Below are 20,369 nucleotides of genomic sequence, written 5' to 3'. Positions count from 1 at the left end.
AAGGTTGGATTCGCTATGTGTGACGCTTCGCATGATAACACAGAAAACTCAACTTAATTTAAAGATTATACAAATGGAGTGGATGAAGTGGATATCGCTGATCAAGCCTTTGTCAAAAAAGTAAACCAAAAGTTATTATTAAAAGAAATCCTTAAAAACTCACCTATTTCAAGAGCAAAATTATCTGAAATGACCGGATTAAATAAATCTACTGTTTCATCACAGGTAAACACATTAATGAAAGAAAACCTTGTATTTGAAATCGGTCAGGGACAATCAAGCGGCGGCAGAAGACCTGTCATGCTTGTTTTTAATAAAAAAGCAGGATATTCCGTAGGAATAGATGTCGGAGTGGATTATATTAACGGCATTTTAACAGACCTTGAAGGGACGATCGTCCTTGATCAACACCATCATTTGGAATGCAGCTCTCCTGAAATAACGAAAGATATTTTAATTGAGATGATTCATCACTTTATTGCGAATATGCCGCAATCTCCGTACGGGCTTATCGGTATAGGCATATGCGTTCCCGGATTAATTGATAAAAATCAAAAAATTGTTTTTACTCCGAACTCCAACTGGAGAAATATTGACTTAAAACCTATCATCCAAGAGAAGTTCAATGTGCCTGTTTTTATTGAAAATGAGGCAAATGCCGGCGCATATGGAGAAAAAGTATTCGGCGCTGCAAAAAATCACGATAACATGATTTATGCAAGTATCGGTACAGGGATAGGGATCGGCGTTATAATCAATAATGATTTATATAGAGGGGTTGGCGGATTCTCTGGAGAAATGGGACATATGACAATAGACTTTAATGGTCCGAAATGCAGCTGCGGAAACCGGGGCTGCTGGGAATTGTATGCTTCAGAGAAGGCTTTATTAAAATCTCTTCAGACGAAAGAAAAAAAAGTATCCAATCAAGATATCATAGACCTCGCCCATCTGAATGATGTTGGAACTTTACGTGCCTTACAGAATTTCGGCTTCTATTTAGGGATAGGCCTGACCAATATTTTGAATACATTCAATCCGCAAGCCATCATTTTAAGAAACAGCATCATTGAATCGCATCCTATGGTTTTAAATTCAATCAGAAGCGAAGTGTCGTCCCGGGTTTATTCCCAATTAGGCAATAGTTATGAATTATTACCATCTGTTTTAGGAAAAAATGCATCGGCATTGGGAATGTCCTCTATTGTAATTGATCATTTTCTTGATATGGTTAATCATTAAGTTTTACGTTGTTTTTACATGCTGAACAGGAGTATTTCTGAAGGAATTTTTCACATAGGACACGATATGAAAAAGGAGTTCTAAAATAGAAGCTCCTTTTTCTTGTGCGCATTATTTTTCTTTATAACGAAAATATCTGAAGTCAGCCGGAATATGGTGACCGCTGGTATCTTGGCACTGCATCCCTACAAAAGCTCCTGTAAAGAATCCTCCTCCGCGGATGTAATCATCTGATAATTTTTTCGATTCTAATGTAATGTCAATTTTATGCCAGTCTTCTTTGTTAAACGAATAGAAATAATAATATTTTTCCTTTTCGATATTCACTTTTAAATAGACATACTTTACTTCACCGGGGATCACAATTTTATTTTTTAATGGCTGTGAAAAAGAAAAGTTATCACATATTGTTAATTCAAGAATACGGCCGAGTTCTTCATCATGCGTGACTTGAAGAGCCGTCCAGTTCTCTGTATTGTAATAGTTCACCAATCCAGCGGCTTGTTGAAAATTCTCCGGGAAAAACGCTACAGCTGTTTCCGCTTCAAAATGGAGACTTTGCCAGCGTCTGGCTACAAATGCCTGAGTAAATGCCGAGGTTAATGATTCATGGCCGTATAACCGCAAATGATTTGGCACTTGAGTCAATGAGCCTAATTCTTTCGTGAACGGAATCCTTAACGTTTGAAAATTGATATTTAATGTTGAGTTCTCGAATTCATCAACTTCCGGGTACGTTGCTTCAAATATGGTTTCAGGAATAGAAGGCGCTTCCACCTCCAAACTTCCCTCTTTTCCGCCAGCTACATAAGGCCATTCATCTTTCCAATAGAGTTTTTGAATAGCTGTTTCTCTGCCCAAAGGACAATAACCTCGCTGCTGAAAAATTGAATCATCGTCCGGATGAATAGGACGTCCCGTTAAATGAGCTAAATACCACTCACCTGTATGTGTTTGAACGATGGATGCATGCCCGCATTTTTGCAGCGGATTTTCGGGATCATGCCATGACGTTAAGATAGGATTATCAGGATGAACTTCATATGGCCCCTCAATATTTGCAGAACGGGCAATTGTAGCAGCATGTTCGAACCGCGTTCCTCCTTCTGCAGTTAATAAATAATAATAGTTCCCGATATGATAAAGGTGCGGCGCTTCCGTCAGCTTTCTTTCAGTTCCTTTAAATATTACTTTCGGTTTTCCAATTAATTTTTGCTCCTCATCAGAATATTCCTGCATGACAATTCCTCCGAAAGAGTGCCGATCAATACGCTGATCCCATAACATATTTAATAAATATTTTTTTCCATCCGTATCATGGAATAAAGAAGCATCAAATCCCGAGCTATTTAATGTGATCGGCTCCCCCCAATCACCATCAATCGTGTCACAAGTCACTAAATAATTGTGGCAATCTTTCCAGGCGCCATCTACTACCTTAACATCCGTATAGATCAGCCAAAACTTTCCGTCGCTGTAACTTAAACATGGCGCCCAGACCCCTCCTGAATTAGGGTTTCCTTTCATATCTAATTGAGAAACTCTCTGTAATGGATGTGCAACTAAGTGCCAATTCACTAAATCTTTTGAGTGGTGTATCTGGACTCCCGGAAACCACTCAAATGTAGATACGGCGATATAATAATCCTCTCCGACCCTGCAAATACTCGGATCGGGATTAAATCCTTTAAGTACCGGATTGATAATCTTCATCGGAACGCCTCCTTAGCTATTTTCTGTTGACTCATCATGTTTTAAGCTTTGAAATCATCAATATGATCCAAATAAACCTTGTCTCTATTCTCTAATTCTCGAACCATGTTTTTATATTTTTTCTCATCTAAGTTATAGAAATTAATATCAATCATGGCTAAAACCAGTAAGAACACGGGAATAATGGTGGTTGTAATTAAAATTCCCGTCAATGCCTCCGCCGTTTGCACCTGATTTGCCACATATCCAAACTTATCTAAAACCAGCCCAGGTATAACCCCTCCCAAGGCCATGCCGAATTTAAAGAAAAATCCGATAATAGCGTATATGAGCCCGCCCATTCTTTTCCCGGTTCTGTACTCTCCATATTCTATTGTTTCAGGAATAAGCGCCCACATATATCCCCCGGCAGTGAGACTTCCGGCAGCAGCCAGTAATCGAAAGGAAAGGATAAGGAATACATTACTTGACGGAACAAACAATAAAGCTAGAAGGCCGATCATATTCAGTAATAATGCGTAGTTTAGTAATTTCTTCTTCCCCAATAATTGATGAAGCTTTGGAATAAAAGGTAAAATGACCAGAGCGGGCAAACTTCCTAACAAACCGTACCACTTCACTAAATCCTCTCTTCCTAAGTTATACGTTACGTAATAGATGCCGACCGAATTACTTATTGAATTCACTCCAAAAATAATAATAAAGAAAATACTTAATACCACAAGCGGCCGATTAACACGAAATTGCTCGAATATATCCGAAAATTTAATTTTTTCTTCAGATTTTTGAAGAGTGACACGCTCTTTTGTGCTTTTAAAACAAAAGATTAAAAGACACCCGCCTATGAATCCCATAATGGCCATGGTTAGCTGCCAGCCAAGAGATTCGCTGCCTGAAGTATCACTTAAATAAGCAGCCAGTAAGGGAACAAAAAATGCAACGACAAGTCCCCCAAGATTCGCAAATAACATACGGACAGATGTTATACTAACAACTTCTTGATTATTTCTGGTCATGGCAGAAGTTAACGCGCCATACGGAACGTTTATCGCTGTGTATGTAAGCGACAAGCCGACATATGTTATATAGGCATATATTAATTTCCCCATATCTGAAAAATCGGGGGTTGTAAAACAGAGGATGGCCAGTATGACAAATGGAAAAGCTCCGAATAAAAGATACGGTCTGAAGCGCCCAAACCTGCTATTTGTTCTGTCTACTATTGTTCCGATAAAAGGATCAGCGAGGGCGTCGATGATTCTGACCACTAAAAACATCGTACCGGCGGCGGCTGCCGATAAACCAAATACATCTGTATAGAAGAACAAAAGATAAGTAGACACCGTTGCATAAATTAAATTACATGCAAAATCCCCAGACGCATATCCAACTTTTTCAGCCATGCTGATCTTCTTTACATTTTCACTGAGCATGATTTCCTCCCCCTTTTCGATCTTTCATAAGGAACCAGTATGAAAGGATATAACATGTCTTCAAATTTATTGGGCAGTGCGCACTTCATAAAAGCGCTTTCATAAAATAATAGCCGATGACTTTCACAGAGCGTTTTCATCAGATAAATGGTGATCAGATGGCTGCAATTTCATCTTATATGCCCGGAAAGGATAAAAGCCCCGTGCTTTCGTTTTTTAAATTCTTCTTTCGAGCCCCTTATCCCCCTCCCATCATGCATTTAAATTACGGGTAATTTAATCGGATTCCTTAGTTTGTTGCGTAAACAAACTAACTTGATTTAATCTTATAAAATCTGATCTGCTTTTTCAACTCCTTTTTCAGAAAATTTAAAACCAGCCAAGGGCATACCATAGTGTAATCGCCAACTGCTTCGACAGACGTATAAGTAAAAATCCCTTGTGGCTGACTGATCATCACCTTTTCGTTTAGAAAAACGTATTAATAAACAGGCACTAGAAAAAATGCGAATCATATATAAGTGATATCCCGTTTAATTGGTTGAGGAGGATATTATGAAACCTATGCTGCCTTTTGAAAAGTATTTCGGTGATTTAGAACTGGTTTATGCATTTTATGGAGCTATGCCTACCGGTGTTACGGTTTCGGAAACTGGTCGTATTTTCATTTGTTTTCCGAAATGGGGAGACGATGTTAACTTTACGGTCGCGGAAATAGTTGGGGATAAATTGCAGCCCTATCCTGATTTACAAACCAATTTGGTTAACCCCGAGACTATCAAAATGAGTTTCATCAGTGTCCAAAGTGTAGTTGCTGATGGAAGGGGAACGCTTTGGGTACTAGATACAGCGGCGCCCAATTTTTCTGAACCAATTAAAGGCGGGGCAAAATTAGTCGCTGTTGATTTAAAAACCAATACAATCAGAAGAGTGTATACCTTTACAGAAGATGTTGTCCTGCCAACAACTTACCTGAATGATGTCCGATTTGATTTTCGTGTTGGAACTGCAGGTTATGCCTATATAACGGATTCTTCTTCCAAAGGACCAGGAGCGATTATCGTCGTTGATTTGGAAACCGGAAATGCATGCAGACGGTTAAATGGAGCAAATCCAACTTCACCGGATTTCTATTTTATACCGAAAGTAGAAGGCAACATTTTGATGAATCGTAACAGGGATGGTTCAACTTCCCCATTTAGGCTGGCATCCGACGGTATTGCGATTTCTCCTGACGGAAAGGTATTATTTTTTTGTCCACTGACCAGCCGCCATTTGTTCTCGATCTCAACAGAAGCCCTGAGAGATAGAAATATACCGGACATGGATTTACTTTATCATGTGGCGTATTGGGGAGAAAAAGGTGCGTCTGATGGAATGATTACAGATGCAAAAGGAGCCGTTTATGCCGGAGATTACGAGAACAATAGTATTCGAAAAATACTGCCGAATGGCACAATGCAAACCATCGCACATGATCCGCGTATTTTATGGCCGGATACTTTTTCGATTGGTCCGGATGGATACTTATACGTCATCGTGAACCAATTACATCGGCAGGCTAGATTTCATTATGGAGAAGATTTACGACAGAAACCTTATAGTTTACTTCGTATAAAAATCGATGAATTACCTGCTCCTTCCTATTGAAAATGAAAAATGAAGGAAATCATATAATATCCTCATTAAATATAAATGGTTATTCGAGCCGTTTATAATCGGCCTGTTGACGTATATAAGAAAAAAACAGACCACCCGTGAGCCTGGAAACCTGAAGGGTTAGGTCTATCATGAAACCACATCGAGCAAACCCTTTGATGGGCAGCTTTTATTACAGAGCCGGGGTGATACCAACACCCTGGTCTTTTTATTAAGGGAAAAACACTGTAACCCGTCTGTATTTTACAGTTTGATTACGACACATTAAATGAAACTATTGAAAGGATTTGCAATACTTTTGTTTACTGGATAAAACTATTATTTACTTGGCACGCAGGACTTTATCATACACAAGTGATACTATCCATGATTCAGTTCAAATTCTTCTCTAGTCATTCCAAAACAAATGTTATCATAATAGGCTCCTTTAGTAAAAATGACATTTCTTAGTTGTCCCTCTTTCATGAAACCTAATTTTTCATGCAGCCGAATGGAGTTATTATTAAAAGAATAAACGGTTGTATTTACTTTTTGATAAGCAAGTTCCAAAAAGTAAAAGCGAAGAACCATTAAAATCATTTCTTTGGCATATCCTTTGCCCCTATGTGGTTCAAATACAGCCAAATAATAATCGAAGGTCCCATTTTTCCTGTCACACTCAAAGGTTTCAATCATACCCACGATATTATCATCTCTATCAACTGCAATAAAGCGAAATTCATCTTTTTCCAATTGTTCTTCTAACCATTTTCTCATTTTATTATCCGAACGAGGAAAATGAAGCGAGTCCATATTCCGCAGGATTTCATCATCTAATGATTCAAATATAACGATATCTTCAGATTTAATCGCTCGTAGTGTAACACTTTCCCCTGCCCAATAAGTAACTGCCATTTTAACTTTTCCTCCGTTCATCCCCTAAACTTTTCAAACCATTGATAGTCTTATATACAAAGTTAGTCAATAAAATCGCCTCCATATTTCTCAGAATAATTACTGAGGATACAAACTTGTTAATCAGTAACAATTTTATTCATAATTGAAGCAGCATTAGAAGTAAACAAGATATAAGTGTTTTTTGCCATTTTAATTACTATCCTATCCGTAGAACCATAAGGAAACCCTATCCTTACTGCATTTTTCTCCTGTCCCCCATAGTTTGGATCAAGAAATACATCGTTGATTTCTTTGATTGGAATTTCAATTTTAGATAGCTGCCAATTGATAATTAACGTTCCATCAGATTTTTCAACTTTAATCCCAAGCAAAATTACATTCCCCTTCCGTCTATGTACTAAGTTAAATTTTAACATAGAGCTTGCACAAAATAACATATTAAGGAAAATGAAAATTAATTGCCCCAATTTTCAGATCAGAATGTTGTGAAATCGTTTTAGTGAAAGCTGTAAAAAAATATTACGAAAGAACGTCTTACCTGGCGTCTTCAGTTTCAAAGAGGAGGTGGAAGGATTGGAAGTCTTGTTCATTTTTTCATTTCACCGTTCCACTGTACCCTGACAGTACTATTAAAGGTCTGTTTCATTTATTTCAGAAGAGACAACATTTTCGCTTTAGTTTTTGGTCGGACACTCCGTCAGCAGACAAGCCATATATACGTTTCACAGTTACTGTTTTCAGACCGCAACAGCCATCACTTCCGTTGTTAGCTGCCCCCATTTTTAGAAGCCGTCTACTCAGACCAAAACCGAATAAAGAATCACGAGAAATACGAGTCATCAATTGCGGAGTTAGATTCATAACTTCAAATTTTTTTGGTCATATTTTGGTCAAGGACCAAAAATATTGTTCTTTTAATCTTATGACCAAAACCAAAAAATCCCCTGACACCAATAGTGCCAAGGGATTGAGAGATTAATATTGAGACATGATTGTTCGCGCTCCCACGGATGAACCTGTGTGCGGAACATATCTTTTTTATTATCAAGGTTCAAAAAGATTTAACAAGGTTTTCAAGTTTGTTTAGAGGTTATATTTTCATCAAATTTCATTAATTATAATGTACCGATTGTCAATGATGGTGGTCAAGCCTTCGACTAAAGGCAAGCAAAAAATCCCTCTATTCGCCAAGAGGGATTTAACAAAATTCGTTCCTATTCAGTCGGTTGTTCTAATAACCATTTAAGAAGGAATTCTTTTGTTTGTTTCGCAGGAAACATCCACTTTCTCCCCACTTTTCTTTTTGGAAATCTTGGGTCAAAGAAGAATTTCTCCTGTATTGTATTCCAGCACACTTTTGTATTTTTAATTAAATCATCAGTATTCCAGAAAAGCAATTCATTATCCAGCTTATTTAAATGATTTTCTAATTCTTCAAGGTATAGTTTTTTAATCTCCGATTCATTCACCTTAACTTCTAGCATATAACCCTCCTCACTTATTCCACCTTCTTAATTCAATCATCGCAAAGCTTGTTCAAATATATGTATAGTTAACTTTTTTCTTAATTCAGCGTATTTCAGTGCTGATCTCTTCACATATGGAAATCGGAATGCTGGACTTGTTTATTTTATTCTTATATGTATGTGGCAACTGATTTTCAGCTATGTTCTTATATGTAATGAAATCATTAATATGTACGAAATAAACCTTATTCTCTGTCTCTCTAAAGTGAAAGAGACAACCAGGAATTATATTTGGATATTGCGTTGCCTCTTTTAAGTGTTTAATCTGCTGTGACTTTATGATCTTTTCACTGAATGACACAGACTTGTTCTTTGTTGATTTTAGTTCAAAAGGAAACAGATATCCTTTAAAGCGTAGAAAGCAATCATATTTGTTTTTTGATACTGCAGCTCTCCTTTTTAAAAACATTGGATTAACATCTTTAATTCTGTAGAAAAACAGCTTTTGATCTGTAGCTGATTTTTCTATATTTGCTTCAAAAACCTTACCTTGGTTTGTCCCCAATCAATCACTCTCCTAAAATATTGAAACCAAAAATTGAAATTAAAATAAACCTTTGCTACACTGTTTTATGTTAATTAGCATTGAAAGAAGTGTACGAAATGAAGCAATGGACACCCCTGCGCCCTCGTTTAAATGAATTAATGTTTGAATATGACCTCACAGTTGATGACCTTTTCAAACGCACAGAATACCCGAGACAACGTATCCACGATTATATAAGTGGAGCCAAAGCAAATATGAACTTAGCTACTGGCATGACTTTTGCTGATGCCATTGGTTGCTCAATTGAAGGGCTGTACAAATGGAACCATGAGGAAGAAGAAAAGTTAAATCTTAATCCCTTTTCAAGTCCATCTGATTTCCTGCATCAATTCTTCATTATTATCCGAAAGGTTGATTAGGTTACGGTGGGCTCTTTCGTAATCTTTATTCCCAATAGCTTCTTTAACCCTACTCATTTGTCTTTCCATTTTGTTGAACAGTATTTGAATTGTTTTATATCCCTCGTTTATATCTTCCTCATTTTATTTTTATTCTAAATAACCTTATAATGCGTCTGTGGTATTCCATAATCATTCCCTTTGCAAAAAACTGCTCCAGTGTCTGAAGCAATTACCTCTTTGTAACAAGCCACTCAGTCCATCCAAATGTTCAGTAGCATTCCATAAAGACTGTAGAAAATCAATCACTGTCTTTCACCTTTTCGGTCTGTTTGACAGTAATATAGGAGTTCGTCCGAAGATTTTTAAAAATCCGGCATATTTCTCCGGCTTTCCGAAAATAAATTTGTGTAGAGAGGATATAGCTAATTGACAAAAATTATGAAGCTGCAAACTGATCAAGGCATGAAGATGATTTTACCCAAATGTTTTACAACCAAAGATGTCTATGATCAGGTTGGCTTAGCTCCAGTTGTGAAGAAATTCATCAGATACAAACAATGCTAATAAAGCTTTAAACAAGCTTAGATTCGATCATCTGTTCGAGGAAGAAGACGTTAACCCTATTGTTATTAATGGATTAAGCATTAAAACCAAGTCCTTTGATTTCTTCTCGTTAAAAGGGAATGGGGACAAAAAATCAACTGTTGAGCCATTAAAGGATTCTGATTTCTTTTTCGATAAAAAAGGAGTTATTTCATGAGACGGATTAAATTAGAGCAGCCTAATTGCAATCCATGTAGAATGGTAACTAATTATTTGAAAGATATGGGTGTAGAGTATAATATTATTAATGTAATAGAAAATCCTGAAGTCGGAGCAGAATATGGAGTGATGGGGTTCCAGTTACAATTCTTATTGATAGCAAGGGAGGTAAAGTAAAACGCAGTACGGGTTTTAAACCTGAAGAATTAGAAGATTTAATTTCCAAATTATAAAAACAATTTAAAAGGAGAGGGAATAAATGACTATTGAAAAACTTAATATTAAATTTTCTAGAGATGAAGGCGGAGCAAAAACAACAATGGAACAAATCTATGACAAAGTAAACGAAATGGTTGATTTCTTGAATGAAAATAATGATGTTAAAACTGAGCAAAATTTAAGAAATCAAATTACCGAAGGATTGACGAAAATTTCAAATACAGTTCAAGAAGTAAAAGATACTATTACCAAAGAGGAGTCAGAATGACATTTCAAATTAAAATCAAATACCTAGATGAAACACAAACAAGAATTAACAAAATTGAGCAATGGGATTAGATTAATCTTCGAGCATCTGAAGATGTAGCATCAAAAAGGATGAATTCACACTTATCCCGTTAGGAGTGGCATTGGAGCTGCCAGAAGGATATGAAGCTCATGTCGTTCCTCGTTCAAGCACATTTAAAAACTTCGGTATTATTGAAACAAACTCAATGGGTGTTATTGATGAGTCATACAAGGGAGACAAAGATTTTTGGTTCTTTCCTGCATATGCTTTACGAGATACAGAAATTAAAAAAGGGGATCGTATCTGTCAGTTCAGAATTATGAAGAAGATGCCTGCAGTTGATTTGATTGAGATAGATCATCTAGGCAACGATGATCGAGGTGGTCACGGATCGACTAGAACTAAGTAATACAAGTCAAGTCCTGACTGAGGTCTTAATGATGTATGTCTATCCAGTGGAGGGTCGCAGTCAGGACTCTTTATAAATTACCCTGTTATTAAGATTAAGATTTTGCTTCTTGTTTGGCATTATCGCAATACAATTGGTAAAGCTCTGAATCCTCCCAGCCATTAAAGTCTTTTTGCTCGGGAATATATGCGGAAATATTAACTTGCTGACCTTTATTGGTATAGTTTGATGCAAATTCATCCATCTCCGTATAAATAATGACCTTCTTAAATGAAGAAGTAGGTGAGATTGCATTTTTAATTACTTCTAAAATTCTACTAACACCAGTTTTATTTGGTTGAAGTGTTTCTTTTAGCAACGAAACAACTTCTTCAATGCAATTGATGGCAGATGTGCTTTTATGTTTTAAGTTGTCATAAACATGAAGAATTTCCTTGTCCATTTCATATGTGTAGGTAAACTCGCTCTTGCTATGGAAACCTACATTTTTAATGGAACCTTGAATAATAGGATGTTGAGTAATGCTCATTAAATATTACCACCTTTTCGTATATTGAGAATTTTAAGACAAGTATATTATACCAGTAATCAGGAAAAAGGGCTAAATAAAAGAAGACTTTTATCTAAAACAATAAGGAGGAAAAAGACCATAAACAATAACAGTTATAAAGATTTGCAAGCAAAATATGACAACATGCTCTTCAGGAATGGTCTGTGTTTAGGTTTTATTCAAAAACATGGGGTTGAAGATGTGTTTTTTGAGCATATGAAACAAGTTGCAGCTTATGAAGAAGACCAAAGGTATAGAGTTGCAGCAGTTTTTAGCGAAAGAATTAACAGTCCATATGAAATACTTAAATGATAGAGGATTATATCTCCACAATTATGGAGTAATTTTTTATTGATTTTTTGTGGGTGTTTTGTGGGTGGTATATGATTTATATTAAATTATTAAATTTGTTAACAAATCAAAAAATCCCCTGACACCAATAGTGCCAAGGGATTGAGAGATTAATACTGAGACATATACTGTTCGCGCTCCCACGGATGAACCTGTGTGCGGAACATATCCCATTCGATTTCTTTTGCTTCGATGAAGTGTTCGAACAGATGCTCACCGAGAGCTGCAACCATGACTTCGTTTGATTTGAATTCGTCGAGAGCTTCCGCAAGTGTCGCCGGAAGGTCCACGATTCCGCTTTCCATGCGCTCTTCTTTGCTCATGACGTAGATGTTGCGGTCAATCGGAGCCGGCGCTTCAAGTTTATTTTTGATTCCGTCAAGGCCTGCTGCAAGCAATACGCTTAATGCCAAATACGGGTTTGCCGCCGGGTCTACACTGCGGACTTCAACACGCGTGCTGATGCCGCGGGAAGCCGGAATACGGATCAGCGGACTTCTGTTTTGCGCGCTCCATGCCACGTAGCAAGGTGCTTCATAGCCCGGAACAAGGCGTTTATAAGAGTTCACTGTCGGGTTTGTGACAGCTGTAAAGCTTGTCGCGTGTTTTACGATACCGGCAATGAAGTGTTTTGCTGTTTCACTCAGCTGAAGATCAGCGTCTTTATCAAAGAATGCGTTAACGCCATCTTTAAAGAGTGATAGATTACAGTGCATACCGGAACCGTTTACGCCGAACAGCGGTTTTGGCATGAATGTCGCATGCAGACCGTGTTTGCGGGCAATCGTTTTGACGACAAGTTTGAAAGTTTGGATGTCGTCACAAGAACGGATGGCACCGGCGTATTTAAAATCGATTTCGTGCTGGCCGGGAGCCACTTCATGGTGAGATGCTTCGATTTCAAAGCCCATTTCTTCCAGCTCAAGCACGATATCGCGGCGGCAGTTTTCTCCCAAGTCAGTCGGAGCCAGGTCGAAGTATCCGCCTTTATCGTTTAATTCGAGTGTCGGTTCGCCTTTTTCATCTAATTTAAACAGGAAGAATTCAGGCTCAGGTCCAAGATTGAAATCGCTGAAACCGAGTTCTTTCATTTCTTTCAGAATCCGTTTGAGGTTGTTACGCGGGTCACCTTCGAACGGGGTGCCGTCCGGATTGTAGATATCACAGATGAAGCGTGCTACTTTACCTTTTTCAGCTGTCCATGGGAAGATAACAAATGTGTTCAGATCAGGATATAAGTACATATCAGATTCTTCGATGCGGACAAAACCTTCGATGGAAGAACCGTCAAACATGCATTTATTATCAAGTGCTTTTTCAAGCTGGCTCACAGGAATTTCCACGTTTTTAATCGTTCCGAGAATGTCTGTAAACTGAAGGCGGATGTACTTTACGTTTTCCTCATTTACTAATTTTACGATGTCTTCTCTTGTGTACTTTGCCATTTCGTAAAACTCCTCCTCTAAAAGGTAAATGTATATAGCAAAACAGTTGCTAACGGATTAATGAAAGAATCGGGACATATCACCTTGGCGGAAGGTATTCCCCCGCTGGAATCGGCCTGCCTGCATCAGTTCGTTTTTCAGAAGCTTTCTGAGTTCGTCGTCAGACAGATTGTGCTTCATCGGTTTGGCAGTTTTTTCGGATTTTTCTTCCGGTTCGGCAGATGCCTTATCCAGAATTTGTTTGATCCCCGCCATATTGACGCCTTGTTCAATCAAATTTTTGATTTCTAACAGTTTATCTACATCATGGAATGAAAATAATCGTCTATTTCCTTCGCTTCTCGCTGGAAATATCAGTCCATTTTCCTCATAATATCGAATTTGCCGGGCAGAAAGTTCTGTTAACTGCATGACAATTCCTATTGGAAATAAAGGCATTGAGCGGCGAATGTTATCACTCATCTCAATTTCCTCCTTTTCTTATCTTAGTCTCATTATAGGTGATGTTATATTTTGTGTCAACAAAATGTAAGGAATCTTAACATCAAATTCTTTGAAAATTGCAAACGGCTCAGATCAGCCCTTTTTCCATTAGAGCATTAACTGCGCTGCAAATCGCATTTTTCACGTGCGCATAGGTTAATCCTCCTTGGACATATGCGACGTAAGGCGGTCTGATAGGGCCATCTGCCGATAATTCAATGCTCGCCCCCTGTACGAAAGTGCCCGCTGCCATAATGACATCGTCTTCATATCCCGGCATGTAGCTCGGATAAGGCGTCACATGCGCATTAATCGGGGACGCATATTGTATCGCCTGGCAAAAAGCAATCATCTTATCAGGGTCCTGAAACTCAACAGATTGGATCAGATCCGTTCTCAGCGCATTCCATGCAGGGTTTGACGAAAATCCCAGCTTTTCAAGAAAACGGGCGGTAAATACCGCTCCCTTCAAGCTTTGCGCCACTACGTGCGGAGCGAGAAAAAACCCTTGATACATTTCCTGCAGTGAATACAGCGATGCGCCGGCCTCGCTTCCGATTCCCGGTGAGGTCATCCGGTAAGAGCAGGCCTCAATCCACTTGGCTTTCCCCACAAGGTATCCCCCCGTTTTGGCAAGGCCGCCGCCCGGGTTTTTAATCAGGGAGCCGGCCATAAGATCCGCTCCGACGTGACAGGGTTCCCGCTCTTCCGCAAATTCTCCGTAGCAATTGTCCACAAAAACAATGACATCTTCTTTGATTTCTTTTACGAAACGAATCATCTCTTCAATCTCATTTATCCTGAAAGACGGGCGGTTCGCATATCCTTTTGAACGCTGAATACCGATTACTTTTGTAGTCGGACGGATTGCAGCACGGACCGCTTCGAAGTCCACTTTGCCTTCTGTGGTTAAATCGACTGCATGATACCCGATTTGAAATTCTTTAAGCGAGCCTGAATACTCCCCGCCTCTCACCCCGACGATTTCTTCGAGGGTGTCGTACGGCTTGCCTGTGATATAAAGCAATTCGTCTCCGGGTCTCAGCACACCGAACAGCGCGATTGAGATCGCGTGCGTCCCCGAGATGATTTGCGGTCTCACGAGCCCCGCCTCTCCTCCGAACACATCAGCATAGATCTCTTCCAGAGTATCCCGGCCGATGTCATCATAACCGTATCCGGTTGAAGGTGTAAAATGCGTATCGCTTACTTTATGCTTTCTGTAGCTTTGCAGGACTCTCCATTCATTCCGTTCACTGATTTCTTCTATTCTTTTATGAACGGCGGCGATTTCCGCTTCTGTTTCTTCGGCGGTTTTTTGCAATAGAGTGCCGTGTGTCAGTGTCTCAAACATGTTGTGTATACCTTCCTTACATGAATTTCTTCAGTTCTCCAAGTATGCTTTGTTCTTCTTGCACATAACCCGAGACTTCGTAGCGTTCATTTTCTTCATTAAAATAAAGGCTGTCGATCATAGTCTCTGATTTAATGCGCGACATCAATTTGCCTTCAGCGGCGGGTACATGAACTTCATACGGCGTCATCAGCTCCCGGCGCAAATAAGCTTCGATTTCCGCTTTCAATTTCGCTTCATCCCCGGCGATTCTGGCGCTGATCATGATGTGGCCTTCCCCTGCTGTCGGAATGAAGTCAGGAAGTGTTTCATCCCTTTTGTTATAAGCGGTTAACACCGGAATATCATCTGCTTCAAGCTCTTTTAACAGTCCGAGAACAGTCTGTTCATGCCCGGCATAATCTTCATTGGAAGAATCAATGACATGAATGATCAAGTCAGCTTCCTTCACTTCCTCAAGCGTTGAACGGAAAGCGGCAATGAGCGTCGTAGGCAAATCCTGAATAAAGCCGACCGTATCAGACAAAAGGACGCTGTAACCGCTTGGAAGCGCCATCTTTCTTGTCATCGGATCAAGTGTTGCAAACAGCAGATCTTCTTCATAGCTGTCTGAGCTTGTTAATTTATTGAACCACGTTGATTTCCCGGCATTGGTATATCCGACGAGCGCCGCCTGAAGCACACCATTTTTCTTGCGTCTCTCCCGATAACGGCTTCTGTGGCGGATAACCGTTGACAGCTGCACGTTAATTTCGTGTATGCGGTTTCTAATGTGGCGCCGGTCTGTTTCAAGCTTTGTCTCACCGGGCCCTCTCGTCCCGATTCCGCCGCCTTGTCTGGAGAGATTGATTCCTTGTCCGCTCAGACGCGGCAGTGCATATTGAAGCTGGGCCAATTCGATCTGAAGCTTTCCTTCCCTCGTCTTCGCCCTTTTTGCGAAAATATCCAAAATAAGCTGCGTGCGGTCGATGATCTTCGCTTCAATTGCCGTGGCGAGTGATTTAAGCTGGCTCGGTGACAGTTCATCATTAAAAATGACCAGATCCGCTTCAAGCTCTTCACACAGTGCCTTCAGCTCGTCTACTTTCCCCTTGCCTATATATGTAGCGGCATCCGCTCTGTTCCGTTTTTGCGTAATCCGGGTCAGCACCGTTCCGTCAGCCGTTTTTGTCAATGAAGCGAGCTCGTCCATGGAATGTTCAAAGTGCTCGTCGGTCATGTGCGGAAGCTGGCAGCCGACTAAAATGACCGTTTCTTTTTTTTCTTCCTGTTCGTTCAAATGGATGTTCCTTTCTGTGTCGTATTGGGCAGTAGTACTATCATACCAAACCCGCAGGACGTATACCACACATCCGGCGGGTTTTAAAGAGAGAAATAAAAAAAGGCCTCTCAAACCGGCTGAGAGGATTATTCATGAGCTGCCGTGTCATCTTTTATAAATAAATCCTGACTCTTAATCGTCATCAGATCGTTTTTTAAGTATTGGTCCCCCATTAAAAGCCTCATAGCCTGAGCGCGGATTGATTTTTCAATCACATTTCTGACAAAACGTCCGTTACTGAATTTAATGGGGCTTGTCGTGCTTTTCACCGTCATTAAGTAATCTTTTAACTTCCACTCGGCTTCCTGGCTTAATTGATACTCCCGCTCCGCTATCATGCGCTTTGCAATGTCCATCAGCTGAGCGACAGAGTAATCCGGAAAATCGATGCTGATAGGAAAACGCGATTGCAGGCCGGGATTTAATGACAGGAAATGTGTCATTTCTCTCGAGTACCCTGCCAGGATCAGAATAAACTCATGCTGTTTGTCTTCCATATGCTTGACAAGCGTATCAATCGCCTCTTTACCGAAATCCTTTTCTCCGCCCCTTGCAAGTGAGTATGCTTCATCAATGAATAAAATGCCTCCGAGCGATTTTTTAATCAGATCTCTCGTTTTTTGCGCCGTGTGTCCGATGTATTCACCGACCAGATCGGCACGTTCTGCTTCGATCAGATGTCCTTTGGAAAGCACGTTCATTTCGAAGAAAAGCTTGCCGATCAGTCTCGCGACGGTTGTTTTTCCGGTGCCGGGATTGCCTTTGAACATCATATGAAGAGCTTGTTTTCCGACTTTCAGCCCTTGTTCGGCCCGTTTTTGGTTGACGAATATCCACGCATAAATTTCTTTAATGTTGCGCTTCATTTCTTCCATACCCACTAATGTGTTCATTTCTTTTTCAATTTCTTTCAGAATACTGTGCTTGGCTTCATTTTTTTGCAGGGCGGCCTGATATTCCGCCTCAGCTTCCGCATTTGTCAGCACTTGCTTTTGGCCATTAAGAATGATGTTAATTTGTCCGTTGTTTTTATAGGTTACAGCGCGCTCCAACATGCTCACCTCTCTGTTCTCTCTTTATCTTATTCATGATAAAGGCGTTCCGTGACACCCGCCTATCATCATGAGGCCCGATTACCCCTTTTATCTGTCGCATTTTCCGTTCTCTTCGGGAATGATGCTGAATCCTGCGCTTTCCCGAGAAATATTTTTCATTTCTTATTGTATTCAGCTGAAACGGAAGGACAAACCATTTATTTTTATTTTCCGGGAAATGCTGGGCGGATTTCTCATTTTTTTCATGAATGACAGCCGTACAAGCACCTTTTAAATATCATCATATGCTGTAATGAGGTGATGGAGAATGGTTAAAATTTTTATAGACCCTGGTCATGGCGGAACTGATTCAGGCGCAACCGGAAATGGGCTTCAGGAAAAAGCGGTCACGCTGGAGATCGCGCTGGTTTTGCGTACGATTCTGACGAATGAGTATGAAGGGGTTTCTGTCACGATGAGCAGGACAAGCGATAAGACGGTCAGTCTGACGGAAAGAACGGATGCCGCCAACAGCTGGGGCGCAGATTATTTTTTATCCATTCATATTAACTCAGGCGGCGGAACCGGATTTGAGAGCTATATTTATCCCGGTGTCGGAGCGCCGACTTCGACTTACCAGTCAGCCGTTCACACGCAAGTCATCCAAGCATCCGGTTTTAATGACCGAGGGAAAAAAACAGCCAACTTCCATGTGCTGCGAGAGACAAGTATGCCGGCGATTTTGACGGAGAATGGTTTTGTTGATACGGCAGCTGATGCAAATAAACTGAAAACAGCCAGTTTTATTGAAAGCCTTGCAAGAGGACATGCCAAGGGCTTGGAGCAGGCTTTCGGGCTAAAAAAAAAGACTGACTTGTATAAAGTGCAAATCGGCGCTTTCAATGTGAAAGCAAATGCTGATGCGCTTGCCGCCAATGCGGTGTCTAAAGGTTTTGATGCGATTGTGCTTCCGAAAGACGGCTTATTTAAAGTACAGATTGGCGCATTCTCTTCCAGAGATTATGCTGAATCTTTAGCAGCGCAGGCCAAAAAAGCGGGATTTGATACTGTCATTACGTTAAACTAATGAAAAACCCCTGTTCTCCCTTATTTAGGAGGAACAGGGGTTTTTCTGTTATTGAAGAATATCGGCGACAAACTGAGACCAAGTTTCAAGCCGCTGATACACGTCTTCTTCTTTTAATTCGTTCACTTTCATCCAGCGGCCGGCGATCTGCTCTTTTTCTTTCACTTCGACTTGTGCTCCAGACACTAATTGGAGCGCAGAAAGGATGCCGATATGCACCTTTCCGACACTGTTTTCATCATCATTGATTAAACCGAGCGTGACAATGTTTTGTTTGTCTTCCTCAAGAATGTGCAGTTCTTCTGCTAACTCCCGGTCGGTATTCTGTTTCAGCACCTCCGCAAATGAGGCCGCTCCCTCCATAGGATTCATGTGTCCGCCGAAGCCGAGGGAAAGCTTATTATGAAGGCGCGATTCTCCGCCGCCCGCGAGCCGCTCATACACAAACACTTCATCATCGCACCGGATGACGACATACGGAATCGGCTGTTTAAAACGCGGGTCCTCTTCCGCGTCGCCTCTTCTGATTTCTAAAAAATGCTCCTCAATTTGAGCCATAATCTTCACGATATGCTCATCTTCGCTGTTGACTCCCTGGAAGGTCAGCGTTTCATTTTGGAAGACGTCACTCCGCGGCGCAGCTAAGATGATTTCATCCATTTTATCCATGTCGGTTCCTCCTGTCATACCTCTCCATTCAAGCCAAAAGAGCAGATATTATATCTGCTCTTCATCTTGGCCGAAATAAAAATCCTCGTCTTTAATCGGTTCTACCGTCGCTTTTTTGTAGCCGTTCCCTTTCATGGAGAAGAAATCATGTGATTTCGTTTTGGTGTTTAATCCGTTTAATACGATCGGATTAATATCCTCTTCTTCAAAGTAAGGATCGAACCCTAAGTTCATCAAAGCTTTATTGGCGTTATAGCGGATGAATTTCTTTACGTCATGAGACAGCCCGACTTGATCGTACAGATCCTCGGTATACTCAAGCTCATTGTGATAAAGCTCTTCTAAAAGCTCAATCGAAAATTCACGAAGTTCCGCCTTTTTCGCTTCTGTTTGTTTATTGTATATTTCTTGGGCAAGCAGTCCGACATAGACGCCGTGGATCGCTTCATCACGAAGAATCAGGTTGATGATTTCACCGCTTTGCATCAGTTTTCCCTGTCCGTAGAAATATAACGGATAATAGAAACCGCTGTAGAAAAGGAAGCTTTCTAAGTAAACGGAAGCAACCATCGCTTTAAACAGCGAAATCTCATCGTCTTTTTTGATGGCACGATACAGTCCGACAACGGTTTGGGCTTTTTTCTGCAGGTACTTATTCTGCTTTACCCATTCAAACACTTCGTTGATCGTTTCAGTCGGAGCAAGTGTCATAAAAATATTTGAATATGATTTTGCGTGCACCGCGTTTTCCATCATCGCCATGAAATTAAGAACCGCTTTTCGCTGATGGCCTTCTACGTGCTCGGCCACAATCGGCATGCCCGTGTTCCCCTGCTCTGTATCAAGCAGTGTCAGGCCGGCGAGCACCTTCATGTACGTATCCTGCTCATTTTTACCCAAGTACTTCCAAGTGAGGAGATCGCCGTTTAATGCGATCTCTTCGGGAAGCCAGAACTGCTTTACGTTTTGGTTGTAAAACATTTGGGTAAAATCATCTTCATGCTTTGACCAGTTTGCTGCGTCATAAATTTTTGTCAC

At 40.3% G+C, this 20,369-nt stretch carries 21 protein-coding genes and 3 pseudogenes; 9 read left to right on the top strand and 15 right to left on the bottom strand.

Translation table 11 applies throughout. From position 1 onward, the window contains the following. Positions 1-87: 87 nt before the first annotated feature. The gene (locus AADZ70_RS04765) at positions 88-1,242 is read left to right on the top strand and encodes a xylose repressor (protein ID WP_016936010.1); all 1,155 of its coding nucleotides are present in this window, start codon (positions 88-90) and stop codon (positions 1,240-1,242) included. Between the two features lie 111 nt (positions 1,243-1,353). Here AADZ70_RS04765 and xynB read toward each other — a convergent pair whose 3' ends face one another. Then, positions 1,354-2,955, bottom strand: coding sequence for a xylan 1,4-beta-xylosidase (gene xynB, locus AADZ70_RS04760; RefSeq protein ID WP_064778953.1), 1,602 nt, complete (start codon positions 2,953-2,955; stop codon positions 1,354-1,356). A gap of 41 nt (positions 2,956-2,996) precedes the next feature. Continuing rightward, entirely contained in the window at positions 2,997-4,388 is a 1,392-nt protein-coding gene (locus AADZ70_RS04755; protein ID WP_095240678.1) for an MFS transporter, read from the bottom strand. A gap of 555 nt (positions 4,389-4,943) precedes the next feature. Between AADZ70_RS04755 and AADZ70_RS04750 the strand changes: the two genes are divergently transcribed. Then, the gene (locus tag AADZ70_RS04750) at positions 4,944-6,038 is read left to right on the top strand and encodes an L-dopachrome tautomerase-related protein (RefSeq protein ID WP_342007794.1); all 1,095 of its coding nucleotides are present in this window, start codon (positions 4,944-4,946) and stop codon (positions 6,036-6,038) included. Positions 6,039-6,407: 369 nt separating this feature from the next. Here AADZ70_RS04750 and AADZ70_RS04745 read toward each other — a convergent pair whose 3' ends face one another. The 4 genes and pseudogenes from AADZ70_RS04745 to AADZ70_RS04730 form a co-directional block, all read right to left on the bottom strand. After that, entirely contained in the window at positions 6,408-6,941 is a 534-nt protein-coding gene (locus AADZ70_RS04745; RefSeq protein ID WP_047474846.1) for a GNAT family protein, read from the bottom strand. A gap of 119 nt (positions 6,942-7,060) precedes the next feature. Continuing rightward, positions 7,061-7,315, bottom strand: coding sequence for a hypothetical protein (locus AADZ70_RS04740; RefSeq protein ID WP_342007793.1), 255 nt, complete (start codon positions 7,313-7,315; stop codon positions 7,061-7,063). A gap of 843 nt (positions 7,316-8,158) precedes the next feature. Continuing rightward, positions 8,159-8,428, bottom strand: coding sequence for a group-specific protein (locus AADZ70_RS04735; RefSeq protein ID WP_047474849.1), 270 nt, complete (start codon positions 8,426-8,428; stop codon positions 8,159-8,161). Positions 8,429-8,460: 32 nt separating this feature from the next. Beyond that, positions 8,461-8,975 (bottom strand): annotated as a pseudogene (locus tag AADZ70_RS04730) (hypothetical protein). A 98-nt stretch (positions 8,976-9,073) separates the two neighbouring features. Between AADZ70_RS04730 and AADZ70_RS04725 the strand changes: the two are divergent. After that, positions 9,074-9,376 (top strand): helix-turn-helix transcriptional regulator, encoded by a 303-nt coding sequence (locus AADZ70_RS04725; RefSeq protein WP_342007792.1) that lies wholly within the window; start codon positions 9,074-9,076, stop codon positions 9,374-9,376. Here AADZ70_RS04725 and AADZ70_RS04720 read toward each other — a convergent pair. Then, positions 9,320-9,487: a hypothetical protein gene (locus AADZ70_RS04720; RefSeq protein ID WP_342008041.1), complete on the bottom strand. Its 168-nt coding sequence runs from the start codon at positions 9,485-9,487 to the stop codon at positions 9,320-9,322. The genes AADZ70_RS04725 and AADZ70_RS04720 overlap by 57 nt on opposite strands. 363 nt (positions 9,488-9,850) lie before the next feature. Between AADZ70_RS04720 and AADZ70_RS04715 the strand changes: the two are divergent. The 4 genes and pseudogenes from AADZ70_RS04715 to AADZ70_RS04700 form a co-directional block, all read left to right on the top strand. Next, a pseudogene (locus AADZ70_RS04715) lies at positions 9,851-10,118 on the top strand (ribonucleotide-diphosphate reductase); the annotation flags it as partial. Further along, positions 10,115-10,297 carry a glutaredoxin domain-containing protein gene (locus AADZ70_RS04710; protein WP_342007791.1) on the top strand — a complete coding sequence of 61 codons (183 nt, stop codon included), beginning with the start codon at positions 10,115-10,117 and terminating at the stop codon, positions 10,295-10,297. The pseudogene AADZ70_RS04715 and the gene AADZ70_RS04710, both read left to right, overlap by 4 nt. Positions 10,298-10,379: 82 nt before the next feature. After that, on the top strand, positions 10,380-10,607 hold the full coding sequence (locus tag AADZ70_RS04705; protein WP_047474851.1) for a hypothetical protein: 228 nt from the start codon (positions 10,380-10,382) through the stop codon (positions 10,605-10,607). After that, positions 10,604-11,037, top strand: a pseudogene (locus tag AADZ70_RS04700) (dUTP diphosphatase). Before AADZ70_RS04705 ends, AADZ70_RS04700 begins: the two are co-directional and overlap by 4 nt. A 94-nt stretch (positions 11,038-11,131) precedes the next feature. Here the strand turns inward: AADZ70_RS04700 and AADZ70_RS04695 are convergent. After that, positions 11,132-11,566: a hypothetical protein gene (locus AADZ70_RS04695; RefSeq protein ID WP_342007790.1), complete on the bottom strand. Its 435-nt coding sequence runs from the start codon at positions 11,564-11,566 to the stop codon at positions 11,132-11,134. Between the two features lie 165 nt (positions 11,567-11,731). Between AADZ70_RS04695 and AADZ70_RS04690 the strand changes: the two genes are divergently transcribed. Beyond that, positions 11,732-11,899 carry a hypothetical protein gene (locus AADZ70_RS04690; protein WP_338390479.1) on the top strand — a complete coding sequence of 56 codons (168 nt, stop codon included), beginning with the start codon at positions 11,732-11,734 and terminating at the stop codon, positions 11,897-11,899. 149 nt (positions 11,900-12,048) lie between these two features. On the opposite strand, the gene glnA is transcribed toward AADZ70_RS04690, so the two are convergent. From glnA to spoVK, 5 genes are all read right to left on the bottom strand, one after another. Continuing rightward, positions 12,049-13,383, bottom strand: a complete 1,335-nt coding sequence (gene glnA, locus AADZ70_RS04685) for a type I glutamate--ammonia ligase (protein WP_016936014.1) — start codon at positions 13,381-13,383, stop codon at positions 12,049-12,051. 57 nt (positions 13,384-13,440) lie between these two features. Beyond that, positions 13,441-13,845: a MerR family transcriptional regulator gene (locus AADZ70_RS04680; RefSeq protein WP_007410366.1), complete on the bottom strand. Its 405-nt coding sequence runs from the start codon at positions 13,843-13,845 to the stop codon at positions 13,441-13,443. A gap of 109 nt (positions 13,846-13,954) precedes the next feature. Continuing rightward, positions 13,955-15,220, bottom strand: a complete 1,266-nt coding sequence (locus AADZ70_RS04675) for an aminotransferase class I/II-fold pyridoxal phosphate-dependent enzyme (RefSeq protein ID WP_342007789.1) — start codon at positions 15,218-15,220, stop codon at positions 13,955-13,957. 16 nt (positions 15,221-15,236) lie between these two features. After that, positions 15,237-16,499: a GTPase HflX gene (gene hflX, locus AADZ70_RS04670; RefSeq protein WP_016936016.1), complete on the bottom strand. Its 1,263-nt coding sequence runs from the start codon at positions 16,497-16,499 to the stop codon at positions 15,237-15,239. Between the two features lie 128 nt (positions 16,500-16,627). Then, on the bottom strand, positions 16,628-17,596 hold the full coding sequence (gene spoVK / locus AADZ70_RS04665; protein WP_032864740.1) for a stage V sporulation protein K: 969 nt from the start codon (positions 17,594-17,596) through the stop codon (positions 16,628-16,630). A gap of 307 nt (positions 17,597-17,903) precedes the next feature. Between spoVK and AADZ70_RS04660 the strand changes: the two genes are divergently transcribed. Beyond that, positions 17,904-18,662 (top strand): N-acetylmuramoyl-L-alanine amidase, encoded by a 759-nt coding sequence (locus AADZ70_RS04660; RefSeq protein ID WP_016936019.1) that lies wholly within the window; start codon positions 17,904-17,906, stop codon positions 18,660-18,662. 48 nt (positions 18,663-18,710) lie between these two features. Here AADZ70_RS04660 and AADZ70_RS04655 read toward each other — a convergent pair whose 3' ends face one another. Together AADZ70_RS04655 and nrdF are read right to left on the bottom strand one after the other, a co-directional pair. Beyond that, positions 18,711-19,331, bottom strand: a complete 621-nt coding sequence (locus tag AADZ70_RS04655) for a hypothetical protein (protein ID WP_342007788.1) — start codon at positions 19,329-19,331, stop codon at positions 18,711-18,713. 48 nt (positions 19,332-19,379) lie between these two features. Next, positions 19,380-20,369, bottom strand: a complete 990-nt coding sequence (gene nrdF, locus AADZ70_RS04650) for a class 1b ribonucleoside-diphosphate reductase subunit beta (RefSeq protein ID WP_045926681.1) — start codon at positions 20,367-20,369, stop codon at positions 19,380-19,382.

Source organism: Bacillus sp. YBsi01 (assembly GCF_038406745.1).
GTDB lineage: Bacteria > Bacillota > Bacilli > Bacillales > Bacillaceae > Bacillus > Bacillus siamensis.
Note: the sequence above shows the minus strand (reverse complement) of the source record. Positions and strands in the feature narration are given on the sequence as shown.

Coding starts and splice junctions, on each gene's coding strand:
- AADZ70_RS04705 (WP_047474851.1), top strand. CDS start 10,380: ATGACTATTGAAAAACTTAATATTAAATTTTCTAGAGATGAAGGCGGA.
- AADZ70_RS04655 (WP_342007788.1), bottom strand. CDS start 19,331: ATGGATAAAATGGATGAAATCATCTTAGCTGCGCCGCGGAGTGACGTC.
- AADZ70_RS04735 (WP_047474849.1), bottom strand. CDS start 8,428: ATGCTAGAAGTTAAGGTGAATGAATCGGAGATTAAAAAACTATACCTT.
- AADZ70_RS04690 (WP_338390479.1), top strand. CDS start 11,732: ATGCTCTTCAGGAATGGTCTGTGTTTAGGTTTTATTCAAAAACATGGG.
- AADZ70_RS04750 (WP_342007794.1), top strand. CDS start 4,944: ATGAAACCTATGCTGCCTTTTGAAAAGTATTTCGGTGATTTAGAACTG.
- AADZ70_RS04710 (WP_342007791.1), top strand. CDS start 10,115: ATGAGACGGATTAAATTAGAGCAGCCTAATTGCAATCCATGTAGAATG.
- AADZ70_RS04660 (WP_016936019.1), top strand. CDS start 17,904: ATGGTTAAAATTTTTATAGACCCTGGTCATGGCGGAACTGATTCAGGC.
- glnA (WP_016936014.1), bottom strand. CDS start 13,383: ATGGCAAAGTACACAAGAGAAGACATCGTAAAATTAGTAAATGAGGAA.
- xynB (WP_064778953.1), bottom strand. CDS start 2,955: ATGAAGATTATCAATCCGGTACTTAAAGGATTTAATCCCGATCCGAGT.
- AADZ70_RS04680 (WP_007410366.1), bottom strand. CDS start 13,845: ATGAGTGATAACATTCGCCGCTCAATGCCTTTATTTCCAATAGGAATT.
- spoVK (WP_032864740.1), bottom strand. CDS start 17,596: ATGTTGGAGCGCGCTGTAACCTATAAAAACAACGGACAAATTAACATC.
- AADZ70_RS04695 (WP_342007790.1), bottom strand. CDS start 11,566: ATGAGCATTACTCAACATCCTATTATTCAAGGTTCCATTAAAAATGTA.
- AADZ70_RS04675 (WP_342007789.1), bottom strand. CDS start 15,220: ATGTTTGAGACACTGACACACGGCACTCTATTGCAAAAAACCGCCGAA.
- AADZ70_RS04745 (WP_047474846.1), bottom strand. CDS start 6,941: ATGGCAGTTACTTATTGGGCAGGGGAAAGTGTTACACTACGAGCGATT.
- AADZ70_RS04725 (WP_342007792.1), top strand. CDS start 9,074: ATGAAGCAATGGACACCCCTGCGCCCTCGTTTAAATGAATTAATGTTT.
- AADZ70_RS04755 (WP_095240678.1), bottom strand. CDS start 4,388: ATGCTCAGTGAAAATGTAAAGAAGATCAGCATGGCTGAAAAAGTTGGA.